This is a genomic window from Telluribacter humicola, from assembly GCF_017355935.1.
Lineage (GTDB): Bacteria > Bacteroidota > Bacteroidia > Cytophagales > Spirosomataceae > Telluribacter > Telluribacter humicola.
The window spans coordinates 369,051-393,398 of the sequence record NZ_JAFIQT010000002.1 but is presented as its reverse complement, the minus strand read 5'-3'; the positions used below and the strand labels follow the sequence as shown (position 1 = coordinate 393,398).

Annotated in this window: 23 protein-coding genes; 16 read left to right on the top strand and 7 right to left on the bottom strand. The window is 49.6% G+C overall.

Annotation, left to right across the window (positions count from 1 at the left end; translation table 11 throughout):
• Positions 1–89 precede the first annotated feature (89 nt).
• From JUB14_RS12640 to JUB14_RS12630, 3 genes are all read left to right on the top strand, one after another.
• Entirely contained in the window at positions 90–1,427 is a 1,338-nt protein-coding gene (locus tag JUB14_RS12640; RefSeq protein WP_207506500.1) for an alkaline phosphatase D family protein, read from the top strand.
• 148 nt (positions 1,428–1,575) lie between these two features.
• Positions 1,576–2,073, top strand: coding sequence for a peptide-methionine (R)-S-oxide reductase MsrB (gene msrB / locus JUB14_RS12635; protein ID WP_207506499.1), 498 nt, complete (start codon positions 1,576–1,578; stop codon positions 2,071–2,073).
• Positions 2,074–2,154: 81 nt separating this feature from the next.
• Positions 2,155–4,722, top strand: a complete 2,568-nt coding sequence (locus tag JUB14_RS12630; protein ID WP_207506498.1) for a penicillin-binding protein 1A — start codon at positions 2,155–2,157, stop codon at positions 4,720–4,722.
• Between the two features lie 73 nt (positions 4,723–4,795).
• On the opposite strand, the gene JUB14_RS12625 is transcribed toward JUB14_RS12630, so the two are convergent.
• Positions 4,796–6,568, bottom strand: a complete 1,773-nt coding sequence (locus tag JUB14_RS12625) for an ABC transporter ATP-binding protein (RefSeq protein ID WP_207506497.1) — start codon at positions 6,566–6,568, stop codon at positions 4,796–4,798.
• A gap of 170 nt (positions 6,569–6,738) precedes the next feature.
• On the opposite strand from JUB14_RS12625, the gene JUB14_RS12620 reads away from it, so the two are divergent.
• From JUB14_RS12620 to JUB14_RS12580, 9 genes are all read left to right on the top strand, one after another.
• Positions 6,739–7,308, top strand: coding sequence for a DUF4126 domain-containing protein (locus JUB14_RS12620; RefSeq protein ID WP_207506496.1), 570 nt, complete (start codon positions 6,739–6,741; stop codon positions 7,306–7,308).
• Positions 7,309–7,326: 18 nt separating this feature from the next.
• The gene (locus JUB14_RS12615; protein ID WP_207506494.1) at positions 7,327–8,265 is read left to right on the top strand and encodes a helix-turn-helix domain-containing protein; all 939 of its coding nucleotides are present in this window, start codon (positions 7,327–7,329) and stop codon (positions 8,263–8,265) included.
• 89 nt (positions 8,266–8,354) lie between these two features.
• Positions 8,355–9,749 carry a glycosyl hydrolase gene (locus JUB14_RS12610; protein ID WP_207506493.1) on the top strand — a complete coding sequence of 465 codons (1,395 nt, stop codon included), beginning with the start codon at positions 8,355–8,357 and terminating at the stop codon, positions 9,747–9,749.
• Between the two features lie 100 nt (positions 9,750–9,849).
• Complete coding sequence (locus JUB14_RS12605) at positions 9,850–10,665, top strand: sugar phosphate isomerase/epimerase family protein (RefSeq protein WP_207506492.1); 816 nt, start codon at positions 9,850–9,852, stop codon at positions 10,663–10,665.
• Positions 10,666–10,786: 121 nt separating this feature from the next.
• A complete protein-coding gene (locus JUB14_RS12600) occupies positions 10,787–11,932 on the top strand; it encodes a Gfo/Idh/MocA family protein (protein ID WP_207506491.1) in 1,146 nt (381 codons plus the stop codon).
• A gap of 2 nt (positions 11,933–11,934) precedes the next feature.
• Entirely contained in the window at positions 11,935–12,705 is a 771-nt protein-coding gene (locus JUB14_RS12595; RefSeq protein WP_207506490.1) for a 3-ketoacyl-ACP reductase, read from the top strand.
• Positions 12,706–12,828: 123 nt separating this feature from the next.
• A complete protein-coding gene (locus JUB14_RS12590; protein ID WP_207506489.1) occupies positions 12,829–13,347 on the top strand; it encodes a hypothetical protein in 519 nt (172 codons plus the stop codon).
• 158 nt (positions 13,348–13,505) lie between these two features.
• The gene (locus JUB14_RS12585; protein ID WP_207506488.1) at positions 13,506–14,072 is read left to right on the top strand and encodes a DUF2911 domain-containing protein; all 567 of its coding nucleotides are present in this window, start codon (positions 13,506–13,508) and stop codon (positions 14,070–14,072) included.
• Positions 14,073–14,143: 71 nt separating this feature from the next.
• Positions 14,144–14,755 carry a class I SAM-dependent methyltransferase gene (locus tag JUB14_RS12580; RefSeq protein ID WP_207506487.1) on the top strand — a complete coding sequence of 204 codons (612 nt, stop codon included), beginning with the start codon at positions 14,144–14,146 and terminating at the stop codon, positions 14,753–14,755.
• Between the two features lie 66 nt (positions 14,756–14,821).
• Here JUB14_RS12580 and JUB14_RS12575 read toward each other — a convergent pair whose 3' ends face one another.
• The 5 genes from JUB14_RS12575 to JUB14_RS12555 all read right to left on the bottom strand — a co-directional run bounded on the left by JUB14_RS12575 (position 14,822) and on the right by JUB14_RS12555 (position 18,398).
• Complete coding sequence (locus JUB14_RS12575; RefSeq protein ID WP_207506485.1) at positions 14,822–15,814, bottom strand: sugar phosphate isomerase/epimerase family protein; 993 nt, start codon at positions 15,812–15,814, stop codon at positions 14,822–14,824.
• Positions 15,815–15,931: 117 nt separating this feature from the next.
• Positions 15,932–16,333: a VOC family protein gene (locus tag JUB14_RS12570; protein ID WP_207506483.1), complete on the bottom strand. Its 402-nt coding sequence runs from the start codon at positions 16,331–16,333 to the stop codon at positions 15,932–15,934.
• Between the two features lie 57 nt (positions 16,334–16,390).
• Complete coding sequence (locus JUB14_RS12565) at positions 16,391–17,257, bottom strand: ThuA domain-containing protein (protein WP_207506481.1); 867 nt, start codon at positions 17,255–17,257, stop codon at positions 16,391–16,393.
• A gap of 98 nt (positions 17,258–17,355) precedes the next feature.
• Positions 17,356–17,787, bottom strand: a complete 432-nt coding sequence (locus JUB14_RS12560; RefSeq protein ID WP_207506479.1) for a VOC family protein — start codon at positions 17,785–17,787, stop codon at positions 17,356–17,358.
• An 80-nt stretch (positions 17,788–17,867) separates the two neighbouring features.
• Positions 17,868–18,398 (bottom strand): SRPBCC family protein, encoded by a 531-nt coding sequence (locus JUB14_RS12555; RefSeq protein ID WP_229367793.1) that lies wholly within the window; start codon positions 18,396–18,398, stop codon positions 17,868–17,870.
• Positions 18,399–18,576: 178 nt separating this feature from the next.
• Between JUB14_RS12555 and JUB14_RS12550 the strand changes: the two genes are divergently transcribed.
• From JUB14_RS12550 to JUB14_RS12535, 4 genes are all read left to right on the top strand, one after another.
• On the top strand, positions 18,577–19,560 hold the full coding sequence (locus tag JUB14_RS12550; protein ID WP_207506477.1) for a GlxA family transcriptional regulator: 984 nt from the start codon (positions 18,577–18,579) through the stop codon (positions 19,558–19,560).
• A 78-nt stretch (positions 19,561–19,638) separates the two neighbouring features.
• A complete protein-coding gene (locus tag JUB14_RS12545; protein WP_207506476.1) occupies positions 19,639–21,222 on the top strand; it encodes a glycoside hydrolase in 1,584 nt (527 codons plus the stop codon).
• A gap of 279 nt (positions 21,223–21,501) precedes the next feature.
• Entirely contained in the window at positions 21,502–21,879 is a 378-nt protein-coding gene (locus JUB14_RS12540) for a hypothetical protein (RefSeq protein WP_207506475.1), read from the top strand.
• Between the two features lie 143 nt (positions 21,880–22,022).
• The gene (locus tag JUB14_RS12535; protein ID WP_207506474.1) at positions 22,023–22,448 is read left to right on the top strand and encodes a hypothetical protein; all 426 of its coding nucleotides are present in this window, start codon (positions 22,023–22,025) and stop codon (positions 22,446–22,448) included.
• 231 nt (positions 22,449–22,679) lie between these two features.
• Here JUB14_RS12535 and JUB14_RS12530 read toward each other — a convergent pair whose 3' ends face one another.
• Positions 22,680–24,026 (bottom strand): FAD-binding protein, encoded by a 1,347-nt coding sequence (locus JUB14_RS12530; RefSeq protein WP_207506473.1) that lies wholly within the window; start codon positions 24,024–24,026, stop codon positions 22,680–22,682.
• Positions 24,027–24,348 lie beyond the last annotated feature (322 nt).

Genomic DNA, 24,348 nt, shown 5'->3' with positions numbered 1-24,348 from the left:
AGTAATTACCAGCTTCCATTTTTCTTCCTCATTTTTGCATTGTACTATTTTAGAGGTACATCAGCCTCTGCCATTTCCTAGTTAGTATTATGCATCATTCATTATCCTCTATCAGGCACTTGAAGTTAAGTCTGCTTGTAGTACTTGTTTCACTCAATAGCGCTTTTGCTCAGCTCAAATCCGGACCTATGGTAGGCTATTCGGATATGCTGGAAGTAATGCTATGGGCTCAGACCGCCCAGCCCGCCAAGGTTAAGATCCAATACTGGGAAGAAGGCAAACCGGCTCAAAAGCGAAGTACCGACGAAGTACTGACTCGGAAAGAATCTGCCTACGTGGTCCGTTTGTTTGCGGATCAGGTTACACCCGGCAAAAAGTATGAGTATGAGGTACATGTTGATGGTAAAAAAGTAGCCATCAAGTACCCGCTACGGTTTCAGACGCAACCACTCTGGCAGTGGCGAAGTGACCCGCCCGCCTTCAGGTTTGCCATCGGTAGCTGTAATTATGTAAATGCCCCCCCTTATGACCGTCCCGGTCGTGCCTACGGTGATGGCTACGAGATATTCGGGAGTATCGCTGATAAAAAGCCCGACTTCATGCTGTGGGGTGGTGATAATACCTACCTGCGCGAGCCCGACTGGAACTCCCGGACCGGCTTCCTGCACCGCTACACCCATACCCGCTCCCTACCGCAGATGCAGCCCCTCCTGGGTAGCACCCATAACTACGCCATCTGGGACGACCACGATTATGGCCCCGACGACTCCGACCGCTCCTTCTGGCTCAAGGAAACTGCCGCTGACGTATTCCGGCTATTTTGGGGCAACCCCAACTTTATATTTCCAGGGGCTACCACGGGTACTTTCACCTGGAATGATGCCCAGTTTTTCCTGCTTGATGATCGCTGGTTTAAAGCTCCTAACAAGTTAGTTAGTCCGCAGCGCGACTACTTTGGCGAAGCACAGATCAACTGGTTGCTGGATGCGTTGGCCAGTAGTACGGCTTCTTTTAAGTTTATCGTTTCGGGTGGGCAAATCATCAATCCAACGGCCGTTTTTGAGAATTACGCCAACTATTCTGCCGAGCGGGAACGGTTTCTAAAAGCCATCACCGATGCCCGGATACCCGGTGTCCTATTCCTGACCGGTGACCGTCACTACACCTCGGTTCATAAGCTGGATCGGGCTGGTACTTATCCGCTGTATGACTTTACTATTTCGCCACTTACCTCGGGTAGCGCCAATCCGGTAGGACCAGAACTCACGCAGCCTACCCTCGAGCCCAGCACTGTAGTCATCCAGCGTAACTTTGCCACCTTCGACATCAGCGGCCCCCTCCAGGGCCGTATTCTGAAAGTTACAGTATACGATGTAAAAGGGCAGGAGCTGTGGACCCGCGAGCTGAGAGCTGCTGAATTGAAGTAGAATAATCCTGTTGGCCGGCAGTAAACCATTCTTTTCGTTTCAACGTTTATTTATATAAGCCTTAAGAGCTTATCATATACCTCCGCACGTACTAAATCGGGGGATCTGAGATAAATAAACAACAACCATAAACCAGGAAGACCTATCCATGAGAAGAATACGATTAATAACCTTGGCCAGTACCATTATAGGATTACTTTCTTTTTCGTGTACCACCAATGCGCAGAAGCAGAAAGAACAGGAGAAAGAGCCCGTTCGTCAGGTACAGAAAACGAAGGAGGAATGGAAAAATCAACTTACCGCCATGCAGTACACTGTACTGCGCGAAAAAGGAACGGAGCGAGCTTTTAGCAGTCCCCTGAACGCCAATAAGCAGAAAGGAGTCTACAAGTGCGCCGCCTGCGGTACACCTCTGTTCAGTTCCCAGCACAAATTTGAATCGGGTACCGGCTGGCCCAGCTTTTACAAACCACTCCACGCTAACAATGTAGAAGAGAGAGCGGATCATGAACTTGGGATGGTCCGGACCGAAGTACTTTGCAAGGTTTGTGGAGGTCATTTGGGGCACGTATTTGAGGATGGTCCTGCTCCTACGGGGCTTCGTTATTGCCTGAATGGGGTAGCTTTGAACTTCGAAAAGAAATAATATACACTATGTAATGAAGCCGAACGTACCAGTTATCGTTCGGCTTTCGTTATATTTGACCCCAATGAACTAATTCGATTAATGGAAGCTATACGAGCTTTTTTTAGAAAACTAAGTACCGTACTCCACCACTTTGTACATCAGATTAAGGCCTTTCTGAGCAATCTTTTCTATGGTTTAGCCAACAGGATTGCTGGTAAAGAACGAGTTGATCGATTCAGGTCACAGGTAGATTACAGATACAGCCGGTTGCAGCAATACTGGGATCGTAACGTTGACCGCAACTCCCCCTACTACCGCCCCATAGTACGCACCTGGAAGTTCTTTGCGTACGGCTTACTGTTCGCTGCTTTTTACATCTTTTGCGTCGAGACCAACTTCCTCTGGCTCATGGGCAGCATGCCCAGCGTAGAAGACCTGCAGAACCCCAAGGTAGCGCAGTCGTCGGAGATCTATACATCAGACGGCGTGATGATCGGTAAGTTCTACACCGAAAACCGTACTCCCGTACCTTTCGAAAAGATATCTCCACACCTGGTAGAGGCACTGATCGCTACCGAAGATATTCGCTTTTTTTACCACTCGGGCATTGACTACAAAGCGCTTGGCGCTGTGGCCGTAGGAATAGTCACGGGCGACACCGACCGCGGAGGTGGAAGTACCATTACCCAGCAGCTGGCCAAAAAATTATTCAAAACCCGCAGGTCAGCGGCCCGCGGATTACTGGGCTATGTACCCGTAGTACGTACCATTATTTACAAAACAAAAGAGTGGCTGACGGCTATAAAACTGGAGCGTAACTTCACGAAGCAGGAGATCCTGACCATGTACTTCAATACCGTCGATTATGGTAATAACACCTACGGTATCAACACAGCCACCAAATCCTACTTTAGCAAAGCACCGGACAGCCTTAATGTACAGGAAGCCGCCGTACTGGTAGGTCTGCAGAAGGCAACGACTACCTATAACCCCATCCGTAACCCGAAGCGCTCCAAGGAGCGGCGGGATGTGGTAATTAACCAGATGGCTAAGTACGGCTATATCAAGCCTCAGGAGGCGGACTCCATCAGCCAGCTACCTATCGAACTGAAAACCAATTTTGAAACCCCTTATGACGGCAACGCCAACTACTTCAAAAATGCGGTGGTGGACTTTGTAAAAAAATGGGGGGAGGAAAATGGCTATGATCTCTACACCGACGGGTTGAAAATATATACCACTATTGACTCCCGGATGCAGGCCCACGCCGAAGATGCCGTATCGCAGAAAATGCAGCAGCTACAACGTGTGTTTGAGGATCACTGGGGAAATAAGAATCCGTGGGTTGACGAAAGCGGGAAAGAAATTGAGGACTTTCTGGAAAACGTAGTGAAGCGTACCCGCCGCTACCAGACTCTGGCCGCCCGCTTCCCTAATCAGCCTGACTCCGTCAACTACTATCTTACCAAGAAAGACACGATGGTTGTGTATGACTGGAAGACCGGTGGCGAGATGACGAAGTTCTGGAGCCCGATGGACTCGCTCAACTACTACAAGCGGGTTCTGAGAGCCGGTATGATGGCCATGAATCCGTATACGGGCCACATCAAAGCCTGGGTAGGTGACCTTAACTACGACTTCTTTAAGTATGACCACGTAAAGCAGGGACGCCGCCAGCCGGGTTCAACCTTTAAGCCTTTTGTGTACGCCACGGCCATTGACGACTCCACCTATAATCTGGGCCCCTGTGACCGGATTCAGGATAAACCCTTCGAGAAAGAAGTGGAGCAGGATGGTAAAATGACGGTATGGAGACCCAAGAACTCAACGGGTTACTTTTCCTACTCCAACATGACCTTACGGAGAGCCCTGGCCCAGTCAGTTAACTCCATTACGGCCTCCCTCACGGATCAGGTAGGTGCCTCCAACGTAGTCCGCTACGCTAAGAAACTAGGTATTAGTAGCAAGCTGGATCCAGTACCTTCCATAGGTCTGGGGCCATTTGATGTCAGTCTGTACGATATGATTGCCGCATATAGCGCCTTTGTCAACAGTGGTATTTACACCGAACCTATTCTGGTAACAAGCATCGAAGATCGTAATGGTGCTGTCATAGAGGAGTTTGTGGCTGAGCACCGCCAGGCTATCCGGCCCGAGTCGGCCTACCTGATGGTGCATATGCTAAAAGGAGGCGTAGAAGAATCGGGAGGTACTTCTTCGAGCATACGCTGGCTGTATCCGGAAGTAGCCAAGGACGGTAATGAAATCGGTGGCAAGACCGGTACGACTTCTAATAACTCCGACGGCTGGTTTATCGCCATTACCCGCGAACTGGTAGCCGGTGCCTGGGTGGGTGGAGATGACCGCAGTATTCACTTCCGAAGTACCCGATTGGGTGAAGGTGCTAAGACGGCCCTGCCTCTGGTAGGCAGCTTCCTGGAGAGGGTATATAAGGATAAGGCCGTTGGACTGGAGCGGGGCCCCTTTCCCAAGCCCAGCTTCCCGATCAGCAAGGATATTAATTGTACACCCGTATACGAAGCCCGACCTGATTCACTGGAATTTGAGCCGGATAGTACCGAAGTTCAAATTGACGAGGAAGAGATTGACTTTGGTCCGCCTCCACCACCGCTGCCGGGCTATGATTCCATCCGCAGAAACTTCTGATAGCATAACTAAAAAGGGAAGGCCGCTGAGGCCTTCCCTTTTTTATATTTCTAAGCTTACAGTAAGCTCCTAGTTAACCGGCTATTTTCAGAACATCCTTGTACTGCATCCGGTATAGGTTAGCATAGAAACCATTCTTCTCGAGTAGTTTTTCGTGGGTACCTTCTTCCTTGATTTCTCCTTTATCTACTACTATGATCTTATCTGCCTCCTGAATGGTTGAGAGCCGGTGAGCAATCACAATGGCCGTACGGCCTTCCATCAGTTTTTCAATGGCCTTCTGGATCAGTTCCTCCGTTTCGGTATCTACCGACGACGTAGCCTCATCCAGTACGATAATCCGGGGATCGTGTACCATCGCCCGCACAAACGAAATCAGCTGCCGCTGCCCTACTGATAGCGTCGAGCCCCGCTCCATCACGTTGTACTCATAGCCGCCGGGCAGGCGCTCAATAAACTCGTGTACTCCTACCAGTTTGGCGGCCTCTATGATCTTTTCGTGTGTAATATCCGGATTTCCCAGGCGAATGTTATTCTCGATGGTATCCGAGAACAGGAATACATCCTGTAGTACTACCCCTATATTGCGACGAAGAGCACCCAGTTCAAAATCATGTACTTCGACATCATCGATGTAGATATTGCCCTTATTGATATCATAGAAGCGGCTCAGCAGGTTGATAATGGATGATTTACCCGCACCAGTAGCGCCTACAAAGGCTACTGTTTCGCCTTCGTTAACCTTAAAGTTGATATCCTTAAGTACGTAATCTTCGTCATTGTAGGCAAACCAAACGTTTTTGAATTCCACATTCCCCTTGATCGTATCCGGATTATGCGTACCCTCGTTGGCAGTATACTCATCACTATCCAGTAGTTTCAGAATACGATCGGTACTTACGATCCCCATCTGTAAGGTATTAAAGCGGTCAGCCAGTTGCCTGATGGGGCGGAAGAACAGGTTAATGAACATCACGAAGGCCGTCACAGTACCGAATGTAACCTCGTAGTTCAGGATCTGCTTTGAGCCGTACCATACCACCAGACCCGTACCCGCCGCGGCTATGACGTCCGCTACCGGGAAGTAGATAGAATAGTACAGGATAGACCGGATGTTGGAGTCGCGGTGCTGCACGTTGATCTCTCTGAACTTTTCGTACTCGATCTTTTCGCTGCTGAATATCTGGACGATGCTCATACCTGTAATATGCTCCTGTACAAAGGAGTTGAGGTTAGAAACCGCCGCCCGTACTTCGTTGAAGGCATCCTTGATCTTCTCCTTGAATACATAGGTACTGAATAGCATCAGCGGGATCATCGAGAGACTAATCAGTGACAGCTTCCAGTCGGTATAAAACATAACGGATATGATCAGGACCAGCTGCAGGATATCACCCGCGATGGCCGCCATACCGTCACTGAATACGTTTGAGAGGGTTTCGATGTCCGAAATAGTCCGGGTTACTAACCGGCCGATGGGCGTATTATCAAAGAACTTAAGACGAAGGTTAACGATCTTCTCGTACAACTGCACCCGGATATCGCGGATGATGTACTGCCCGAGCCAGCCCGACAGGTACGTATTGACAAACTGTACCAACCCCTGTACCACCAACACCACGATCATGATCCCCAGCATCAGGGCCAGCTGGTCGTAATTACTATTAGCGATCGGCTCATCTATGGTATACTTGATCAGCAGCGGAATGACCGGAGCCAGTACCGCACTGACCATAATGATAAAGATCAGCAGGTAAAATTGTTTTTTGTACGGCCCCACGAAAGTGTAAAGACGCTTCAGTGTAGGCAGATCGAATATTTGGCCGCTTTTGGTTTCCTGATTCACGAGTGAAGAAAAGTAGTTACTGGTATGTTTTTTCTAACACAAAAAAATGAACGAAAGTTACAGCTAACCTCTCAATGCTACAATCTATGGGTGAGTAGTAGTCACTGTGAGGGTAGATTTGGGACATATATCTATTTTACTTGTGTAATTCATCCAAAGGTACTCTTTCTATGGAACTCTTCCTTAGTATTTGTCTGGGTTTGGGGCTAAGTGCCAGTACGGGATTCCGCATTTTTGTGCCCATGCTACTGGCCAACATCGCCACCATGAACGGATGGATTACCCCCACCGAAGGCTTTGCCTGGCTTGCCACCTGGCCGGCTTTCTTTGCCTTGCTGACGGCAACCATCGTCGAGATAGGTGCCTATTATATCCCCTTCATTGATAACCTGCTCGATACCATAGCCACTCCCCTGTCGGTGGCAGCGGGTACACTACTGACCACTTCATTTGTAGAAGTAGATAGTCCGGTACTCCAGTGGGGCCTGGGGCTGATCGTAGGTGGAGGTAGCGCCGGGCTCATACAGGCAGGTACTGGTTTGCTACGGCTGGCTTCTTCTAAAACCACCGTCGGGCTGGGCAATCCGGTTATTTCTACATTTGAAAATATTGCCTCCTTCTTTCTCTCCGGAATAGCTATATTTCTACCAATTATTGCTTTTCTGCTCGTTGCGGGTCTACTTTGGTGGCTATTCCGGCGCATAGACCGGTGGAGAAAAAAAACCGTGCAGCCCCAATAGCCAAGCCCTCACTACCCTATGGAGCAATTAGTCCTGAGTAATACACTGCCTACCCATAACCTGCCAAAGGCTGCCGGTGAAGCTCCCGTCCTGAAGATATTTCGGTTCAAGAATAGTCCGGAACCTAAAACACAGACAACGGGTCTGCTGCCCGTCACACCCTTACCTACCAATACCCCCCACCGGCACAGCTACTACGAGATCCTGTTCTTTGAAGAAGGCCAGGGCTTTCACGAAGTAGACTTCCGTACGTATCCGGTCAGTGCGCCCAGTGTTCATTTTCTACCGCCGGGTAAGGTACATCTGCTCACTCCTACCGCCGATTGCCGGGGCTATATAGTAGCGTTTTCAGAAGGGTTTTACTCGTTCTATGGCACTCCGCAGTCCCTCCCCTTGTCGCAGGTACCATTCTTCCAGACGGGCCTCCACGAACCGGTACTCTCCTTACCGGAAGAAACCAAGAAGTACTTTCAGCACATGCTTGAAAATATGGTAGGTGATTTCTTAGAGAACAGTACCGATAATAGCGCTGTACTCGGTTCCTACCTCCACATCTTCCTGCAAAAGTGCCAGCGGCTGGCCGCCCGCCAGACCGAAGTACGTACCCAGTCACCTGCGCCTACGTCGGACCTGACGGGTAGATTCCGAGAAATGGTGGAGAAGAACTTTCGGGAAATGCACGAAGTACAGCAGTACGCCGCCGCTCTGGACGTGTCGCCTGACTACCTAAGTAAAACCATCAAGAAGCATGTAGGCGTATCAGCGGGCGAATATATCCTGGATAAACTCCTGCTGGAGGCCAAGCGGCTGCTGGTATTTACCCAGTTGAGCAGCAAGGAAATCTCGTATCACATTCATATAGAAGACCCTTCTTACTTCGGCCGTATTTTTAAAAGAAAAACCGGCCTCACTCCGAATGAATACCGGGTATCAGTTCGGAAAAGTGCCAGTCACTAGCAAAAAAGTACCTTGAAGCCCCTTTCATACAGTTCTACCTTTGTATTATCCAACTAATACATCACGTAATAATACTATCGTAGAACCTTATGAAGATCAGAGAAGACCTCTCAGCGGCTCAATTGCAGCCCAAGATCGACCGGTTGTGGCAGCTCTCGGCCGAAAAAATCCGGTTAATCAACCAGGAATACGACATCACCAAAGGCTCGCCGGTATTTACGGTGCAGGGTAAGTACACCACCCGCGGCTGGACCGAATGGACCGAAGGGTTCCGTTACGGAGCCGAGGTACTGCAGTACGATGCTACCGGAGAAGAGGAATTTCTGGAAGAAGCTCGTAAGCATACCGTAGCACAGATGGCTTCACACGTAGGACATTTTGGTGTACACGACCATGGCTTCAACAACGTAAGTACCTACGGTAACCTGCTTCGTCTGATGAACGAGGGGCGCATCCCCGAGAACAAGTGGGAGCGCGACTTCTACGAGATTGCTCTCAAAATATCCGGTGCGGTACAGGCTCGTCGCTGGACAAATATCAAAACCCTTCCCGTGGAGAACGGCGGTTATATCTATTCGTTTAATGGTCCGCACTCTCTCTTTGTAGATACTATTCGTTCGGTACGCGCCCTGATGGTATCGCACCGACTGGGCCACAGCCTCATGGGCGAAAACGACCTGAAGGTAAGCCTACTGGAGCGGGGTACCAAGCACTCCATCGCTACGGCTATGTACTCGGTGTACTACGGCGAGGGCCGCGACAGCTACGACCTGCGCGGACGTACCGCTCACGAAAGTATATTCAATACCAACGACGGCAACTTCCGTAGCCCCAACTCACAGCAGGGCTTCTCGGGCTTTACCACCTGGACCCGCGGACTGGCCTGGGCGATGGTAGGCTTTGCCGAGCAACTAGAGTCACTGGCGAGCTTCTCTGACGAAGAACTGGCTTCCTTGGGAGGACGCAGCGCCATTGAGTCTATCTACCTTAAAGCTGCCAAAGCTACCTGCGACTTCTATATAGAAAATACAGCCGCCGACGGTATCCCCTACTGGGATACCGGAGCCCCTCAGCTCTACAAACTCGGCGACTATACCGAGCGCGCCTCGGACCCGTACAATGCTTACGAACCGGTTGATAGCTCAGCGGCCGCCATTGGCTCACAGGGACTCCTGCGCCTGGGTAAGTACCTCCAGGATCAGGGCCAACAAGAAGACGGCAACCGCTACTGGCAGGCCGGACTTACTGCGGTGGACTCGCTATTCCAGGAGCCCTACCTGTCTGCTGATGCGCAGCACCAGGGGCTACTCCTGCACTCGGTATACCACCGCCCCAATGGCTGGGACTACATCCCCGAAGGACAGCAGGTACCTTGTGGCGAATCGAGCATGTGGGGCGACTACCACGCCCGCGAGGTAGCGCTGTACCTGCACCGCATCAACAAGAACCAGCCGTACTATACCTATCTGGGAGCGGTTAAATAATTTTGATTGAGAGAATGAGAGAATTGTGAATGATGAAAGGATTCTCTCATTCTCTAACTGAAGTACTCATTCTCTCATTCTCTAAATCACTCATTCAAAAATGAATCTAGATAGATGCTGTGTGCATACGATTACCACCAAGCCCTGGGGGTTGTCGGAGGCCGTGGAGAATTATGCCGCGGCTGGCATTAAAGGAATAAGCGTGTGGCAGAATGCCATTGAGGGTATAGGGCCGCACCGGGCTGGCGAACTGATCCGTAGTGCGGGACTGGATGTGGTATCGTACGTACGGGGTGGCTTCTTTCCCCACACCAGCAGTACCGAACGCGCCAAAGCCATTGATCACAACCGCAAGCTGCTGGAAGAAGCCGCCGCGCTGGGTGCTCCTCTGATCGTGCTGGTGTGCGGAGCTTCACCCGACCAGTCGCTGGACGTATCGCGTCAGCAGATCCGGGACGGCATAGAAGCTGTACTGCCCCTGGCCGAAAAACTGAACGTGAAGCTCGCCATCGAGCCCCTGCACCCGATGTACGCCGCAGACCGCTCGGCTATCAACACACTGAAACAGGCCAACGATATGGCCGAAGCCATTGGCTCGGCGCACGTAGGGGTAGCGGTGGATGTATATCACCTCTGGTGGGAGCCCAACCTGCAGGGTGAAATAGCCCGCTGTGGTGCCAACGGCAACTTGCTGGCTTACCACGTATGCGACTGGAAAGTCAACACGCTGGACCTGCTCAACGACCGGGGCCTGATGGGCGAAGGCTGCATTAACCTGAAGCAAATCCGTCAGTGGGTGGAAGAGACCGGCTTCAAGGGCTTCTGCGAAGTAGAGATATTCTCCAACATTTACTGGCAGCAAGACCAGCACGAGTTCCTGAAGAAAATTACGGATTCATTCGTAGCGCATGTGTAGGTAGTTGTTAGCTAGTAGGTGTTAGCTTTTAGCTCCGCCAGATCACTGCTTCCAGGATTTAATCGACATTCAGAATTCGAAAATTGACAATTCACTAATTCACTAAATCAAAAATATTCTCATGACTCAGCATACCATTGGTATTATCATGAACGGCGTTACCGGCCGTATGGGTACTAACCAGCACCTGTTGCGCTCTATTAAGGAAATCATCGCGCAGGGTGGTGTTAAGATTTCTGACGACGAAGTCATCATGCCCGATCCTATTCTGGTAGGTCGTAACGAAGCCAAGCTGCAGGAACTTTGCAAGCGCTCCGGGGTACAGAAGTATACAACCGATCTGGAATCCGTTCTGGCTGATCCTAACTACCAGGTATACTTTGATGCCCAGGTAACTGGTCGCCGTGCACCCGCTATCAAAAAAGCCATCCAGGCGGGTAAGCATATCTACTGCGAAAAACCAACCGGTACCACTACCGAGGAGGCTCTGGAGCTGTATGAACTCGCCGAAGCTGCCGGTCTGAAGCACGGGGTAGTACAGGATAAACTGTGGCTGCCCGGCATGCTCAAGCTTAAAAGATTGATGGAAAATGATTTCTTCGGAAAGATCCTGTCGGTACGGGGTGAGTTTGGCTACTGGGTATTTGAAGGACATAGTGTACCTGCTCAGCGCCCATCCTGGAACTACCGCAAGGAAGATGACGGAGGTATCATTGTAGATATGCTTTGCCACTGGCGTTACGTACTGGACCACCTGTTCGGTAATGTGAAGGCGGTATCCTGTCTGGGTGCTACTCATATTGAAGAGCGTATTGACGAAAAGGGTAACCCCTACAAGTGTACCGCCGATGACGCCTGCTACGCTACTTTCGAATTGGAAGGTGACGTGATTGCCCACTTCAACTCGTCCTGGACCGTACGTGTACGCCGCGACGACCTGCTTACCCTACAGGTAGATGGTACCAAGGGATCGGCCGTAGCCGGTCTGCGCGAGTGCTACATCCAGCACTACGGCAACACACCAAAGCCCGTATGGAATCCCGACATCGAGCAGCCGATCAATTTCTACGAAGGCTGGTCTAAAGTACCTCAGCAGGAGCCTTTCGACAACGCCTTCAAAGCGCAGTGGGAGCTGTTCCTGAAGCACCTGGTAAAAGACACTCCGTTCCCATGGGGACTGAAAGAAGGTGCTAAGGGAGTACAGCTGGCCGAAAAAGGCATCGAGAGCTGGGAAAAGCGGTGCTGGGTGAACATTGATGAGCTGTAAGCATGAAAAAAACAGCATTAGTTACAGGCGGTAGCCGGGGCATTGGCCTCGGCATCGCCAAAGCCCTGGCCCGCGAAGGGTACAATCTGGCTATTAACGGAGTACGACCCGAAGAGGCCGCTCAGGAAACGCTGAATGAGCTACGGGGTATGGGCGTGGAAGTTGTGTACTGCCAGGGTAACATAGCCGTAGCCGAAGACCGAGCGCAGATCATTGAAACGGCCTATTCAGCTTTCGGTCAGCTCAATGTCCTGATCAATAATGCCGGTATTGCTCCCCGTCAACGCCTCGACCTGCTCGAAACTACTCCCGAGAGTTATCAGGAAGTGATGCAAACCAACCTGGAAGGCCCTTTCTTCTTCACCCAGGCCATTGCCAAACGCATGGCCGAAGCCCGGCAGGCTGATACCAGCTTTCAGGCTACGATCGTGTTCGTAACTTCTATTTCGGCTACGGTGGCCTCTATTAATCGGGGTGAGTACTGTATTTCCAAAGCCGGACTAGCCATGACGGCTTCGCTCTTTGCTGTGCGGATGGCGGAATATGGCATACCCGTTTACGAAGTACGTCCGGGCATTATCGCTACCGATATGACCTCCAAGGTACAGGATAAATACAACCAGCTATTTGAGAACGGACTGGCCCTGCAGCCTCGCTGGGGTACTCCGGAGGACATTGGTAAAGCTGTAGCGGCCCTCACTCGCGGCGATTTCCCCTACTCGACCGGACAGGTCATCGGAGTAGACGGAGGTATGCTGATTGACAGGCTCTAAAGGCTATTACCTTTACTAATATATTCCCTGCCTCTTCCTTTTCCGGAAGGGGCAGTTTTTTTATGGCTCGATTTTTTTAGAGATATAGCTACTCATATATGTCCAATCAAAGCGATTAATACCATGAAAAAAGGAATAATGCTGGCCCTGACCCTTTTTAGTCTGGCAGCCTGTACCAATAATAACGAAACTCAGAACCTGGCTGATAACGAAACTCCCGTAACCAGGCAGGATGAGGTAGAGCAGGAAGACAATCCACTTGATACCATAGCCACCAGCGAGGCCCTGGGTGAGATGAGTATGCAGTACCTGGATAGCCATATTGGCGAAACGCCTACTCAAAACAACCTGCTGGAAACCGAACCTTTGAACACGCGTCTCAAGGTTATACTGGGTAATCGACTCAATGAATTCAGAGATGTAATGAAAAACGGGGAGCCCCTGAAAAAGGATCAGGTGTACTATACCATGAGTACTGCCGGGAATAAATCAGGCTTTCTGCTCATCGATCCAAAAACCAATGTAATACAGGCTACTCTCATTGGTCCTAACGGACGGGAAGATTTTCCTAAAAGTACGGGGGAGAGTCCGCTTTATGTACCTACAACGGTTAATGCCCGTATGAAAAAGCTAACACCATAATAAATGAATATATATAGCTGACCTTTCAGTTGGAAGGATAGCAAAATAAAAAATACCGGCCCTTACCGGTATTTTTTATGTCCTGACCACACAAAAGATTCGTATTTTACCGCTCTTATTATTTATAACCCTTATCAATTCCAACTCGTATTATAATTATGAAAAAGACACTGTTACTATTTGGATTTCTAACCCTGAGTACCTTCTGTGCACAAGCCCAGACCTTCCGGGGCCTGGACAAGAGTCCACTGGAAATGGCCTACTACCCGGATGATTTTGCCCATACCCGTAAAACTGGTGAAGAAAAGCCACTGGCACGGGTACTTTATAGTCGTCCCCCCAAAAAAGACCGTGAGGTATTCGGCAAGCTGGTACCCTACGGAAAAGTATGGCGTACCGGTGCTAACGAAAATACAGAGATCAAGCTGTATCAGGATGCTACCATTGGGGGTAAAAAGGTAAAGGCAGGTACTTATTCTCTATTCACGATCCCTGGTGAGAATGAATGGACCATCATCCTGAACAATGAAACAGATTACTGGGGTGCGTTCCGCTACAAAGAGCACGAGGATGTCATTCGGGTAACGGCACCGGTTAAAAAAGCCAGTGAGCACATTGAGAACTTCTCTATCCAATTTGCCAAAGCAGGAAATGGTGCAAATGATGCTGTCATGCGTATGGGCTGGGATCAAACGATGGTAGAGGTACCTGTTTCCTTCCAATAATATTAAACGAAACGCTCCTGCTCCCCTGCTTAGGATGACAGGAGCGTTTTTGTGTCATTTTTTAGTAGAGAATGAATACTACACTACAACAGGCCTTCGGAAACATTGATATCTACCTATTTGATCAACTGCTTAAAGGTAGGTTTGACTCGTGCCGGAACGTACTGGACGCGGGCTGCGGTGGCGGACGAAACTTGCTGTACTTCCTGCAAAATGGCTTTGAGGTATATGGTGTAGACCTGCACGAGCAGGCCATCCAGAATGTACAACATCTGGCTCAGCAACTTGCCCCTCAGCTCCCTCCTGATTATTTTCAGGTAGCTCCCGTCGAAGACATGCCATTTCCGGACAATACCTTTGATCTGGTAATTTGCAGTGCGGTGCTGCACTTTGCCCGGGATGAAGCCCACTTTGATGCCATGGTGCGGTCGCTCTGGCGGGTACTGGCGCCCGGAGGGTACCTCCTTGCCCGGTTGGCCTCTACCATTGGTATTGAGGATCGGGTAGAGAGTCTGGGCAGGGGTCGGTACTACCTGCCGGATGGATCAGAACGGTACCTGGTCGATGAGCAAACCCTGCTATCGTATACGCAGGAGCTTGGCGGAGAGCTTTTTGAACCCATCAAAACCACTAATGTCCAGAACCTTCGCTGCATGACTACCTGGTGCGCACAGAAGCTATAAAACAAAGAAGAGCCCGGTTCCTTATGAGGTACCGGGCTCCTTTATAGTTATAGTATTCAAGTATTGCTAGGTAGTCATCAGTGCTTTACGGGCAAACTCCACGCACTTCGCTACTTCCTTAACCGCATCCGAACCGGCCGGAATCTCGTACTCAAGCTCCACCGTAGCCGGGAATTTGTACTTGTTCTTCCGCATCAGCTGCAGTACCTCTACGATGGGCGTATCGCCCTCACCCCAAGGCAGGTTGGCGCCACCATTCTCCTTATTTTTGCGGTCCTTTGTGTGCATGCTTACGATATGCTGATGCTTCTCCTTAATCAGGGGAATGGGATCATAACCAGCGGCTACGTAGTGTCCCATGTCGAAGTTCATCGCATTGTAATTGGACTGCCCCAGGGCCTCATCCCACCAGGTAGGAGTCTGCTGGGTATGGCCGTGGTAGCCTACGTATACCTTGTTTCTGGCTGCAATGTCACCCAGTCGCTTGGTCTGATCACCGCTGGTAGGTAGTTCTATCGTCACCTGATTGGCTCCCAGCGCTTTGGCCGCACGCATAGCGTAGTCTACCTCTGCGTCGGTATTATTTACACCCAGGGCATTGGGCTTAAAACCGTAGATACTCACACCGGCCTTGTTGTACATCTTCCGGAGCTGCGTAAACTTATCCATGGAGACCTTCGAGCGCCAGTCAGCCATCTTTTTCTGGTACTCTGCCATCTGAGCTTTCTGCTCGTCGGTCAGGGGCTGACGCGGACCTCCGGGACGCGGTGGTGCTGCCGGTGCTCCGGCAAATTCCTCGGCAGCAGGGCCCATCAGCTCAATGGCGCTCACGTTACAGTCAATACAGTACTGCAGGATGTTTTCGGCACTGCCGGGCATGCTCCGCCATGAGTAGGTAATGGCTCCTACCTGCACCCCGTTGAACAGGGAGTTGGGCTTACCCAGGTTCTTAATATAGGCCGGTGCGCCAAATGCAGTTTCGGTAAGAAGGCTAAAGCCAGCCAGAGCCAGCGCTGATTTGCCAAAGAACTGCCGCCGTGAAATCTCTTGATTTTCCATAGATTGAATGGTTTTGAAGAAAGTACTACTAGGGCATAAAAGCAGAGAAGCCGGCAAAGCTAACCGGCTACTACTCTACTATTTATTTTATCAAGCCTCTAATTGTCAGATAACCAGTCAGACTGGCTGCTCTACGGGCTCAATCAGGTCCCAGAGGTTGCCATAAAGGTCACTGAATACAAGGACTTTTCCGTACGGCTCCTGCACCGGTCCCCTCATGATTGGGATTTGGTGATGGAGTAAGTTCTGGTAATCCCGCTCAAGATTATCGGTGTACAGGAAAAGAAACACCCTACCACCGGTCTGATTCCCGACCCGGCTTTTCTGTTCCTCGTTGGCGGCTTTGGCCAACAGTAGCGCGCATCCCTCGGACCCCGGCGGAGCTACCCGTACCCAGCGTTTGGTTTCACTTAGTAAAGTATCTTCCAGCAATACAAAATGGAGTTTCTGAGTATAGAATTGGATTGCTTCGTCGTAGTCGGCCACGACCAGTGCGAGTTGAGCTAGTCTTTGTTTCAAGGTGTATCTGTTTGATGTTGATTAAATAAAAACGATTTTGAAAATCGGTAACACGGCCTACTTCCTCCTTTCCTGCTTTTTGCCACCAAGCCACAATAGTCCATCCAGGATCAGGGTATTCTGTACCTCATTTTCAAATGTATAGGACAGGGTCTTGTTGGTCCCTTTTTCGTAGTCGATATCGTTGTGCCCCATGTTCAGGTAGAGCATCTGGTACTTTTTGTTGGTCCAGACAACCGGGTAGTAGCCACTGTGCCATATTTCGTGCTGCTTGGGGCCGGTACCCAACGGAAAGCTGGTCGGGTCAATGGACAGCAGGATCTGAATATCCGGATTGGTACGCAAGTCCTTTTCCCATCGGTACCATTCGTTTGGTGAAGATTTGAAAGTGCGGGGCAGGTGCCGGGTAGCCGGATGCTGTTTTTCAACCCGCAATACCGCGGAAGTAGGTCGCCAGGTATTACTACCGTAGGAGCCCGAGCCCAGGAACTCATTGTGGTACCAGTCCCAGTTTTGAGGATAGGCTGAGGGCGTAAGGGCAAAGGCCGCAAAATGAAATCCCATCCAGCCTCCTCCCTTCTCCATGTAGGTCTTAAAAGCTGCTCGCTGCGCCGGATCTTCCGGCCGACTATCCAGAAACAAGACTACTTGGTAGTCTGACAGGAAAGCTTCGTTAAGATTAGTCCAGTTGGAAGTAGTATCATAGCTAAAATGGTGTGTTGCCGACATCCTGGAAAACCACTGATTCGCCTCCTGCACAAAGCTGATATGGGCCTGGTCGCGCTGGGCGGTGAAAAAGGCCACAACCTTAAAGGAAGAAGTATGGCCCTGGGCAAGGGCATGGTAAGTAGTACTTAGAAATATCAGGCAAAAGCCTGTAACGAAGAGGAGTAACCTGGAGAGAGATAGGGTAAATTGGGGCATCGTGTTAATTAAAAGTTTTGACAGCAAAAAGCCTGCGTACAAGGTAGCATGATGCGCTTGTAAGCAGGCTGCAAAATGGAGTAAATCTTTATATTTAATTAATTCTGCGAGTTGTAATCGTAGTTGACCATCCATTGAATACCGAATCTATCCGTCACCATACCGAAGTAGGCATTCCAGAAAGCTTTCTCGAGTGGTACCGTTACCTGTCCTCCCTCAGCCAGTCGACCAAATAGCTGATCGGCCTCCGACTCACTATCGGCATTAATGGATATAGAGAAGTTATTACCAACCGTAAGAGAGTGCCCCATGGATTCCAGAGCATCAGTGGCCATGAGTACATTGCCAGCTCCGATGGGCAAGGCTACATGCATGATTTTGTCCTGATCTTCAGCTGGTAGTCTACCCGCCTCCGGGGTATCTTTGAACCGCTGTAAGGCCAGGAATTCACCTCCAAATACGGTTTTATAAAAGTTGAAGGCTTCTTCGGTGTTGCCCTTGAAGTTGAGATAGGTGTTAACGGTAGCCATGGTAGTAGTTGGTTTAGGAATTAGAAATTAAATATAGAATGATAGATAGTATTCCACTATTCAGAAGCGATAGTTTGTGATTAAGAATTCAGCACACTATCCAGATGCGCTTCCAGTTGCTCGAAGGTGCCGTTAAAACCCTGTTCCAGCGACTTGTGCATCCCCTGAAATGTCCTTTGCTCCTCCTCCGTAGCATTGATGGGTATGCTTCTCTGAGTCAGGACTGTTTTGCCCCCCTCCTCTTTCAGTGTAAGCGAATTGTGAACTTCCATCGGCCAGGTTGCGCTGAATGGGGCACGGGCGAGACCTCCCTCCTCATCCGAGAAAGAACTGATATACAGAATCTGCTCAGGAGCCAGGATGTCAAGATAGATGAATCGCCCCCACATTTTCATACCATTGGGAGCTTCCATGTTATAATGAAACATACCACCGGGGTATAGCTCTAACTTTGACACAGCCAGGTTCATGCCCTTAGGTCCCCACCACTCGACCAGATGCTCCTGCTCCGTCCACACCTTGAATACCAGCTCGCGCGGAGCATCCAGAACACGAGTGATTATAAATTCCTGTGCTTCTACACCACGCATAGTTTCGGTTACTGCTTCCATTATTCTAAAAGGTTTAGTTAAAGTTTTCTTTTGTACAAAATCCCTAACTCTCAGATCAGCTATACACTTTCTCTGGTTTGGATAGTACAAACTTATAGCTATTCAGCTTTTTAAAAGGGGTGTCAGTACGGCAATTGAGGGGTTGATTGCGACAACTTTTTTGGATAGATTTGAGCCTATGAAACACATCTCCATCCTTGTTCCACAGGGCGCTATTCTAGGTAGCGTCGAAGGCCCCCGACAGGTACTTACCGAAGTCAATAAGCTACTCAAAAGTAAGGGAGCTCCTGCCATGTTTGACGTACAACTGGTAGGACTAGCCCGCGAAGTGACCGTAGCCGGGGGTATTTATACCGTAAATACAGATCTGCTGATCAGTGAGGTCACCAATACCGACCTGATCATCATTCCGGCGCTGGATGGAGATATGGTCAAAACGCTGGAAGCCAATGAGGGCTTTATCCCCTGGATCGTCAGCCAGCACCAGGCAGGTACCGAGGTGGCCAGTCTGTGCGTGGGTGCTTTTCTGCTGGCTACTACGGGCCTGGTCAATGGTCGCAAATGTGCCACGCACTGGATGGCGGCCCATGACTTCCGCCGGATGTTCCCGGATGTGGAGTTGGTGCAGGACCGGATCATTACCGACGAACTGGGTATCTACTCCAGCGGCGGTGCCTTCTCGTACCTTAACCTGATCCTGTACCTGATCGAGAAGTACGTGGGACGTGATGTGGCCGTATTTATGTCCAAGGCTTTCCAGATCGACATTGAGCGCCGCAGCCAGTCGCCCTTTGTGATTTTTAATGGGCAGAAAGACCACGAGGACCTCGAGATCAAAGCTGCTCAGGAATTCATTGAGCAAAACTATCAGGAGCGCATTACCGTAGAAGAACTGGCCGATCGGCTGGCACTGAGCCGCCGCAACCTGGAACGCCGGTTCAAGAAGGCTACGGCCAATTCGATCGTAGAATACATACAGCGGGTAAAGATAGAAGCGGCCAAGATGAGCCTGGAGACGTCGCGCGAGCACATCAACGAAGTGATGTACAACGTAGGCTACACAGACCCGAAGGCATTCCGAACTACTTTCAAGAAAATTACGGGGCTCTCACCCGTTCAATACCGGCAGAAATACAACCGGGAAGAAGTCGTATACGAGTAGTCGTGGTGGATTATTGCCTCTTCCTGAAGCCGACTACCTGACCAAAGCCGGTCCGTCTACTCCCCATTTACCAAATTCATGAAAAAGTACTTTATCCTATCTTTAGTAGTCTTTACTGCTCTTTCTACACAAGTAAGCCAGGCACAAAAAGCAAGTCAGAAACCACTGGTTATTACTATTGACCCAAAGAAACGGGCTCAGCTGATTGATAATTTCGGAGCCGCGGGCTGCTGGTACGCCGAAGGCATCGGCAAACACTGGCCGGCCGAGAAGCGAGAACGAATTGCCGAATTGCTTTTCAGCCGGGAACGTGACACAAAGGGCAACCCCAGGGGTATTGGGCTATCGGCCTGGCGCTTCAACATCGGCGGGGGGACAGCCGAGCAGGGCGACAGCAGCGGCATCAGGGACGTGAACCGTCGGGTGGAGGGCTTTCTGAATGAGGATGGCACCTACGACTGGAACAAACAAGTAGGCTATACCTGGTTTCTTAAAAAAGCGAAGCACTATGGCGTGGAAAATCTCATTGCCTTCTCAAACACGCCACCGGTACAGTACACCAAGAACGGTCTGGGTTTTAAAACGGAAAAAGACTACCGCTCCAACCTGAAAGATGACAAGTACGATGCCTTCGCCAATTTTCTGACGGAGGTACTTCATCATTACGAAGCAGAAGGGTTAAAGTTTCAGTACATCAGCCCGGTCAATGAGCCCCAGTGGGACTGGACCGGCAAAATCGGGGAAGCCAAGCAGGAAGGCAGCCCCTGGCGAAATGAAGAAATAGCGCGAGTAGTAAAGGCGCTGGATCAGTCGCTGGAACGAAAAAAACTGTCTGCTCAGATCATTGCCCCCGAAGCCGCCCAGCTCAATTTCCTGTACGGGGGTACCTCAGGTACTTCGCGACAAATCCAGCATTTTTACGGCAAAAACAGCCCGTTGAATCTAAGCAGTCTGAACCATCTACGTAAGCTAGTGGTGGGCCACAGCTACTTTACTGATAACGGCGACAGCGCCATAGTAGCCATCCGACAACAGGTAGCTGATACGGCGTCGAAGTATGGGGTCAGATTCTGGCAATCGGAGTACTCCATGCTGGCCGACGGCTTCCGGGAAGGTACCAAGGCCCGACGCTCCGCCATGGACTGCGGTCTGTTTCTGGCCAAGATCATCCACCAGGACCTAACCGTAGCCAACGCCGGGGCCTGGCAGTTCTGGAACGCCTTTGAACCTGGACGGGCTGAATTTGATACCCGGTACTACCTCATAGCCCTGCAACCGAATAGTGACCATACGGACGGTACCTTCTCCCAGACAAAAAACCTCTGGGCCCTCGGGCATTATAGCCTGTTTGTAAGGCCGGGCATGCACCGGGTACTGACCCAGCGGAACGATAACCTAACCGCCGTAGAAGCAGCACAGCAGGTGATGGTATCGGCTTTTGCGGGAGAAAAAGGTAAACTGGTAGTGGTAGCTATTAATTATGAACCGCAGGCCCGAAGCCTGCAACTGGATGTAAAGAATAGTAAGAAAGGTACTACCTATACCCGCTACGTTACCACAGCTGATCCCGACGAAAACATGAAGCCCTTTCCGGGCGGAAAACTAAATCAGGCCATTAGCCTGCCTCCGCGCTCGATTACTACGCTGGTCGTGAATGAGTAGGTGCATTATTATGGATAATTCAATTAGTACCAAATGAGTTAGCTTGTAGCTACTGGCAGGCTGAGCGGACAGGACCGCCGCTTGGACTGACACTATTTTATCCAAAACATCTTGGAGTTAAAAACAGAATTGACAACCCAATGCACTAATCAATAGCAAACAGCAATTTTAATGTATCGTTAAATCTTATGGATGGTTTGGGAAGTGACTTTTTAATTGAAGTACTTGGCGAAATTGTAACAGGAATTTATAAAACTATAATTGAAGCCATCTAAGCTATTGAGATATCCCTTTTTCTTTGTCGCCCTTTCCATACTCCTATTCACATCTTGCAAAGAGCCAGTAATATCTGGTATCGATCTAGACGCGCAGATCCACCTCATTGTTAAAGATACACTAGGCCTGAATTTATTAGATCCCTCCACGCCAAATCATTATAATCCTGATGATATCCGGCTGTACTACCTCGTTGATGGACAGAAGGTAGAGCAGTATTACCCTAACCTTTCTTCCCCGCGCCATTTTGCAGTAATGCGTAACGAATCCATTGATGAATACTTCATTCGTATTTTTCTTCATGATGGAACGCTGAACCAGGAAGTAACGACTACCTACATTCAGTGGCGAAAGGGTGACGAGGATACTATTCGCAGCTAGATTTAACGAATGCCTCAGTCAGTTCGGAGCAGCAAGGTGTGGTTCAACGATCAGTTGAAGTATGATCAGGAACTATCTTCTTACACTACCTATTGGGGGAATGGCATCTTTCGTAGACTCATAGAAATCACTAAATGATAAGCTTGAATCGGAAGTTATTAAAACGAGTTACGCTCGGCTTTTTGCTTTTCTTCACACTTGCCTTTTTATGGTACAAATTTGAAACAAGCCACATTCAATATGTGCCAGTAAAGGATTGTGACAAAGCCTCTGCACAAAGTTTGAAAGCGCTTAGTGGCATGGTAGAAGACAGTTGGTTTCAAAGAAAACATTACGATGTTGTTGCGCACACCAGTGGTCTATGTATGTTCTATATGTATTATCAAGAATATAACGCACTGTATTTTGGAGAAGAAATGAGTAGCGGTAATATAATAGGCGTGGCTATGACTCCAGACGAATTACATGAGTTTGCGGATACGATTTCCACAAATACAGATTTTCAGAAAATGCTGGACTACTTAGAAGATATAGAAAAGGCAAAACCTGCACCAGTACATGAGTTCTAGTGCAAGTGTTTTAGAATACTTCCATTCAATAAGAGCGTTTCAGAGTAGTGTGTAGCTACCAAATAATATTTAAAAGTACGTCAAATGTCACAAATCAACGTACTACTAACAAAGTTGAATTTTAATTAATAGGATACTGTCTTATTCTATATTGGGTGCTACCTGAAGTTATACTTATTAAAGGTACTCCTGCACATCAGTTCTAGCTACTGCATACAGTCTGTAGTGTAGTTATTGTAAAGCAAGAGTGGTATTCAGAAACTCATTCCTGAACTTCCCTTGGTGGTCGTACTGACTCACCAGCTTTTTGAATTCCCGCAATCGCTTATAGCGAGCCGCTAGTACGTCAGGAGCCATTGTAAACAGCTTACCCCAATGGGGCCGGGCTCCGAAAGGTGCCAGCTCCTTTTCAATAATTGGCAGAAGTTTACTCACTGCCGGCCAGTCCTGTTTCCAGGTAAAATGGATGGCAACGCTGGGCCGCCCGTAGCAGGGGCTCATCCAGAGTGTATCGGCCGCAATGGTCCGTATTTCCGAAATCAGGAGGTGAGGGCTGACTTGTTTGCCCAGTCGGGCTACCGCCTGGATCGCCTCCATCGCCTGCTGGCGCGGCACAAAGTACTCCGACTGTAACTCTACCCCGCTGCTGGGCGTAAAGCCCATTTTGAAGTGCGGCAACCGCTCGTACCAAGGACCAGGAACGCCCATCTGTTCGGTGCAGTTTTCGGCGGATAGTTCGGCAATCGGGTGCAGGTGCCGGGTTGCGGCTTTAGCTCCATAAAAGTCCGTTTTTGTTGCGTAACGTTCTCCTTCCTCCTCCCTGCACTTGATCCAGACTTCGTTCACCTTATCAGTGCGCCAATCGGTAAAGAGGCTGACACTATATCCGGCGGAGACTATCGCTTCAAAGTTGTCTTTGAGCTGATCCATCGGCAACTGCTCATACACATACTGCCGCATCTGAAAAGTAGGCTGCAGCGCCAGCGTCACTTTGGTGATGATTCCCAAGGCACCCAGTCCAACTACTGCACCATCAAATTGATCCGGATCTTTCTCTTTTGACAGTTGATGGACTTGGCCTTCGGCATCCACCAGTTCCAGCGCAACTACCGATGTAGCCAGGTTACCGTTGGCTACGCCGGAGCCGTGGGTACCGGTGGTAACGGAGCCCGCCACTGATATATGGGGTAGCGAAGCCAGGTTGGGCAGCGCATAGCCTTTTTCGTGCAGGTAAGGAGCCAGTTCGCCGTACTTAATGCCTCCCTCTACCGTAACAGTACCGGCTTTTGCGTCCAGCTCAACCACTTTATTCAGCTCCCGGGTCGAAAGCAGATGCTCCCGGCTATCGGCAATCCGGTTAAAACAATGGCGGGTACCCAGCCCTTTCAGCTTAGGAAGTTTCCTGACCAGTTCCTTTACTTCTTCAGTCGAGCCAGGATAAGATACATTAGAGGTGCTGTACGTTATGTTTCCGGCCCAATTCTTCAGGGGGTCAGCCGAAAACCAGTCAGTAACCGGCACCAGGGTACTTCCGGCAGTAACCGTCGACGATAGCTTTATAAAGGGTCTTCTTTCCATTGGAGTCTATATACATTGGGTAGGACAGAATACATACAAGGAGCTACGTCTGCTTCACAGGGGCTGCTCTTGAAAATATTTTAAGTAAAAGGACGGCTTTATTCCTGGTTACCCTCTTAGAAAATTACCTACAATTTAACTTTAAATAAGACATAGTACTCTCCTCCCTTTCCGTCTAAAAGCTTACTCAAACGCTTTCTCCTGATTTGAGTAATACTGACTCTTTTCTATACCTTCTGACAGTAAAGTACCTGAAAATGTAAACGTTATAGTTACTATTCTACAATTTTATCTTTAATATATCAAAGTTACATGCAATGCA

Coding starts and splice junctions, on each gene's coding strand:
- JUB14_RS12530 (WP_207506473.1), bottom strand. CDS start 24,026: ATGGAAAGAAGACCCTTTATAAAGCTATCGTCGACGGTTACTGCCGGA.
- JUB14_RS12640 (WP_207506500.1), top strand. CDS start 90: ATGCATCATTCATTATCCTCTATCAGGCACTTGAAGTTAAGTCTGCTT.
- JUB14_RS12630 (WP_207506498.1), top strand. CDS start 2,155: ATGGAAGCTATACGAGCTTTTTTTAGAAAACTAAGTACCGTACTCCAC.
- JUB14_RS12610 (WP_207506493.1), top strand. CDS start 8,355: ATGAAGATCAGAGAAGACCTCTCAGCGGCTCAATTGCAGCCCAAGATC.
- JUB14_RS12605 (WP_207506492.1), top strand. CDS start 9,850: ATGAATCTAGATAGATGCTGTGTGCATACGATTACCACCAAGCCCTGG.
- JUB14_RS12545 (WP_207506476.1), top strand. CDS start 19,639: ATGAAAAAGTACTTTATCCTATCTTTAGTAGTCTTTACTGCTCTTTCT.
- JUB14_RS12590 (WP_207506489.1), top strand. CDS start 12,829: ATGAAAAAAGGAATAATGCTGGCCCTGACCCTTTTTAGTCTGGCAGCC.
- JUB14_RS12595 (WP_207506490.1), top strand. CDS start 11,935: ATGAAAAAAACAGCATTAGTTACAGGCGGTAGCCGGGGCATTGGCCTC.
- JUB14_RS12550 (WP_207506477.1), top strand. CDS start 18,577: ATGAAACACATCTCCATCCTTGTTCCACAGGGCGCTATTCTAGGTAGC.
- JUB14_RS12600 (WP_207506491.1), top strand. CDS start 10,787: ATGACTCAGCATACCATTGGTATTATCATGAACGGCGTTACCGGCCGT.
- JUB14_RS12555 (WP_229367793.1), bottom strand. CDS start 18,398: ATGGAAGCAGTAACCGAAACTATGCGTGGTGTAGAAGCACAGGAATTT.
- JUB14_RS12585 (WP_207506488.1), top strand. CDS start 13,506: ATGAAAAAGACACTGTTACTATTTGGATTTCTAACCCTGAGTACCTTC.
- JUB14_RS12560 (WP_207506479.1), bottom strand. CDS start 17,787: ATGGCTACCGTTAACACCTATCTCAACTTCAAGGGCAACACCGAAGAA.
- JUB14_RS12565 (WP_207506481.1), bottom strand. CDS start 17,257: ATGCCCCAATTTACCCTATCTCTCTCCAGGTTACTCCTCTTCGTTACA.
- JUB14_RS12615 (WP_207506494.1), top strand. CDS start 7,327: ATGGAGCAATTAGTCCTGAGTAATACACTGCCTACCCATAACCTGCCA.
- JUB14_RS12580 (WP_207506487.1), top strand. CDS start 14,144: ATGAATACTACACTACAACAGGCCTTCGGAAACATTGATATCTACCTA.
- JUB14_RS12620 (WP_207506496.1), top strand. CDS start 6,739: ATGGAACTCTTCCTTAGTATTTGTCTGGGTTTGGGGCTAAGTGCCAGT.
- JUB14_RS12575 (WP_207506485.1), bottom strand. CDS start 15,814: ATGGAAAATCAAGAGATTTCACGGCGGCAGTTCTTTGGCAAATCAGCG.
- msrB (WP_207506499.1), top strand. CDS start 1,576: ATGAGAAGAATACGATTAATAACCTTGGCCAGTACCATTATAGGATTA.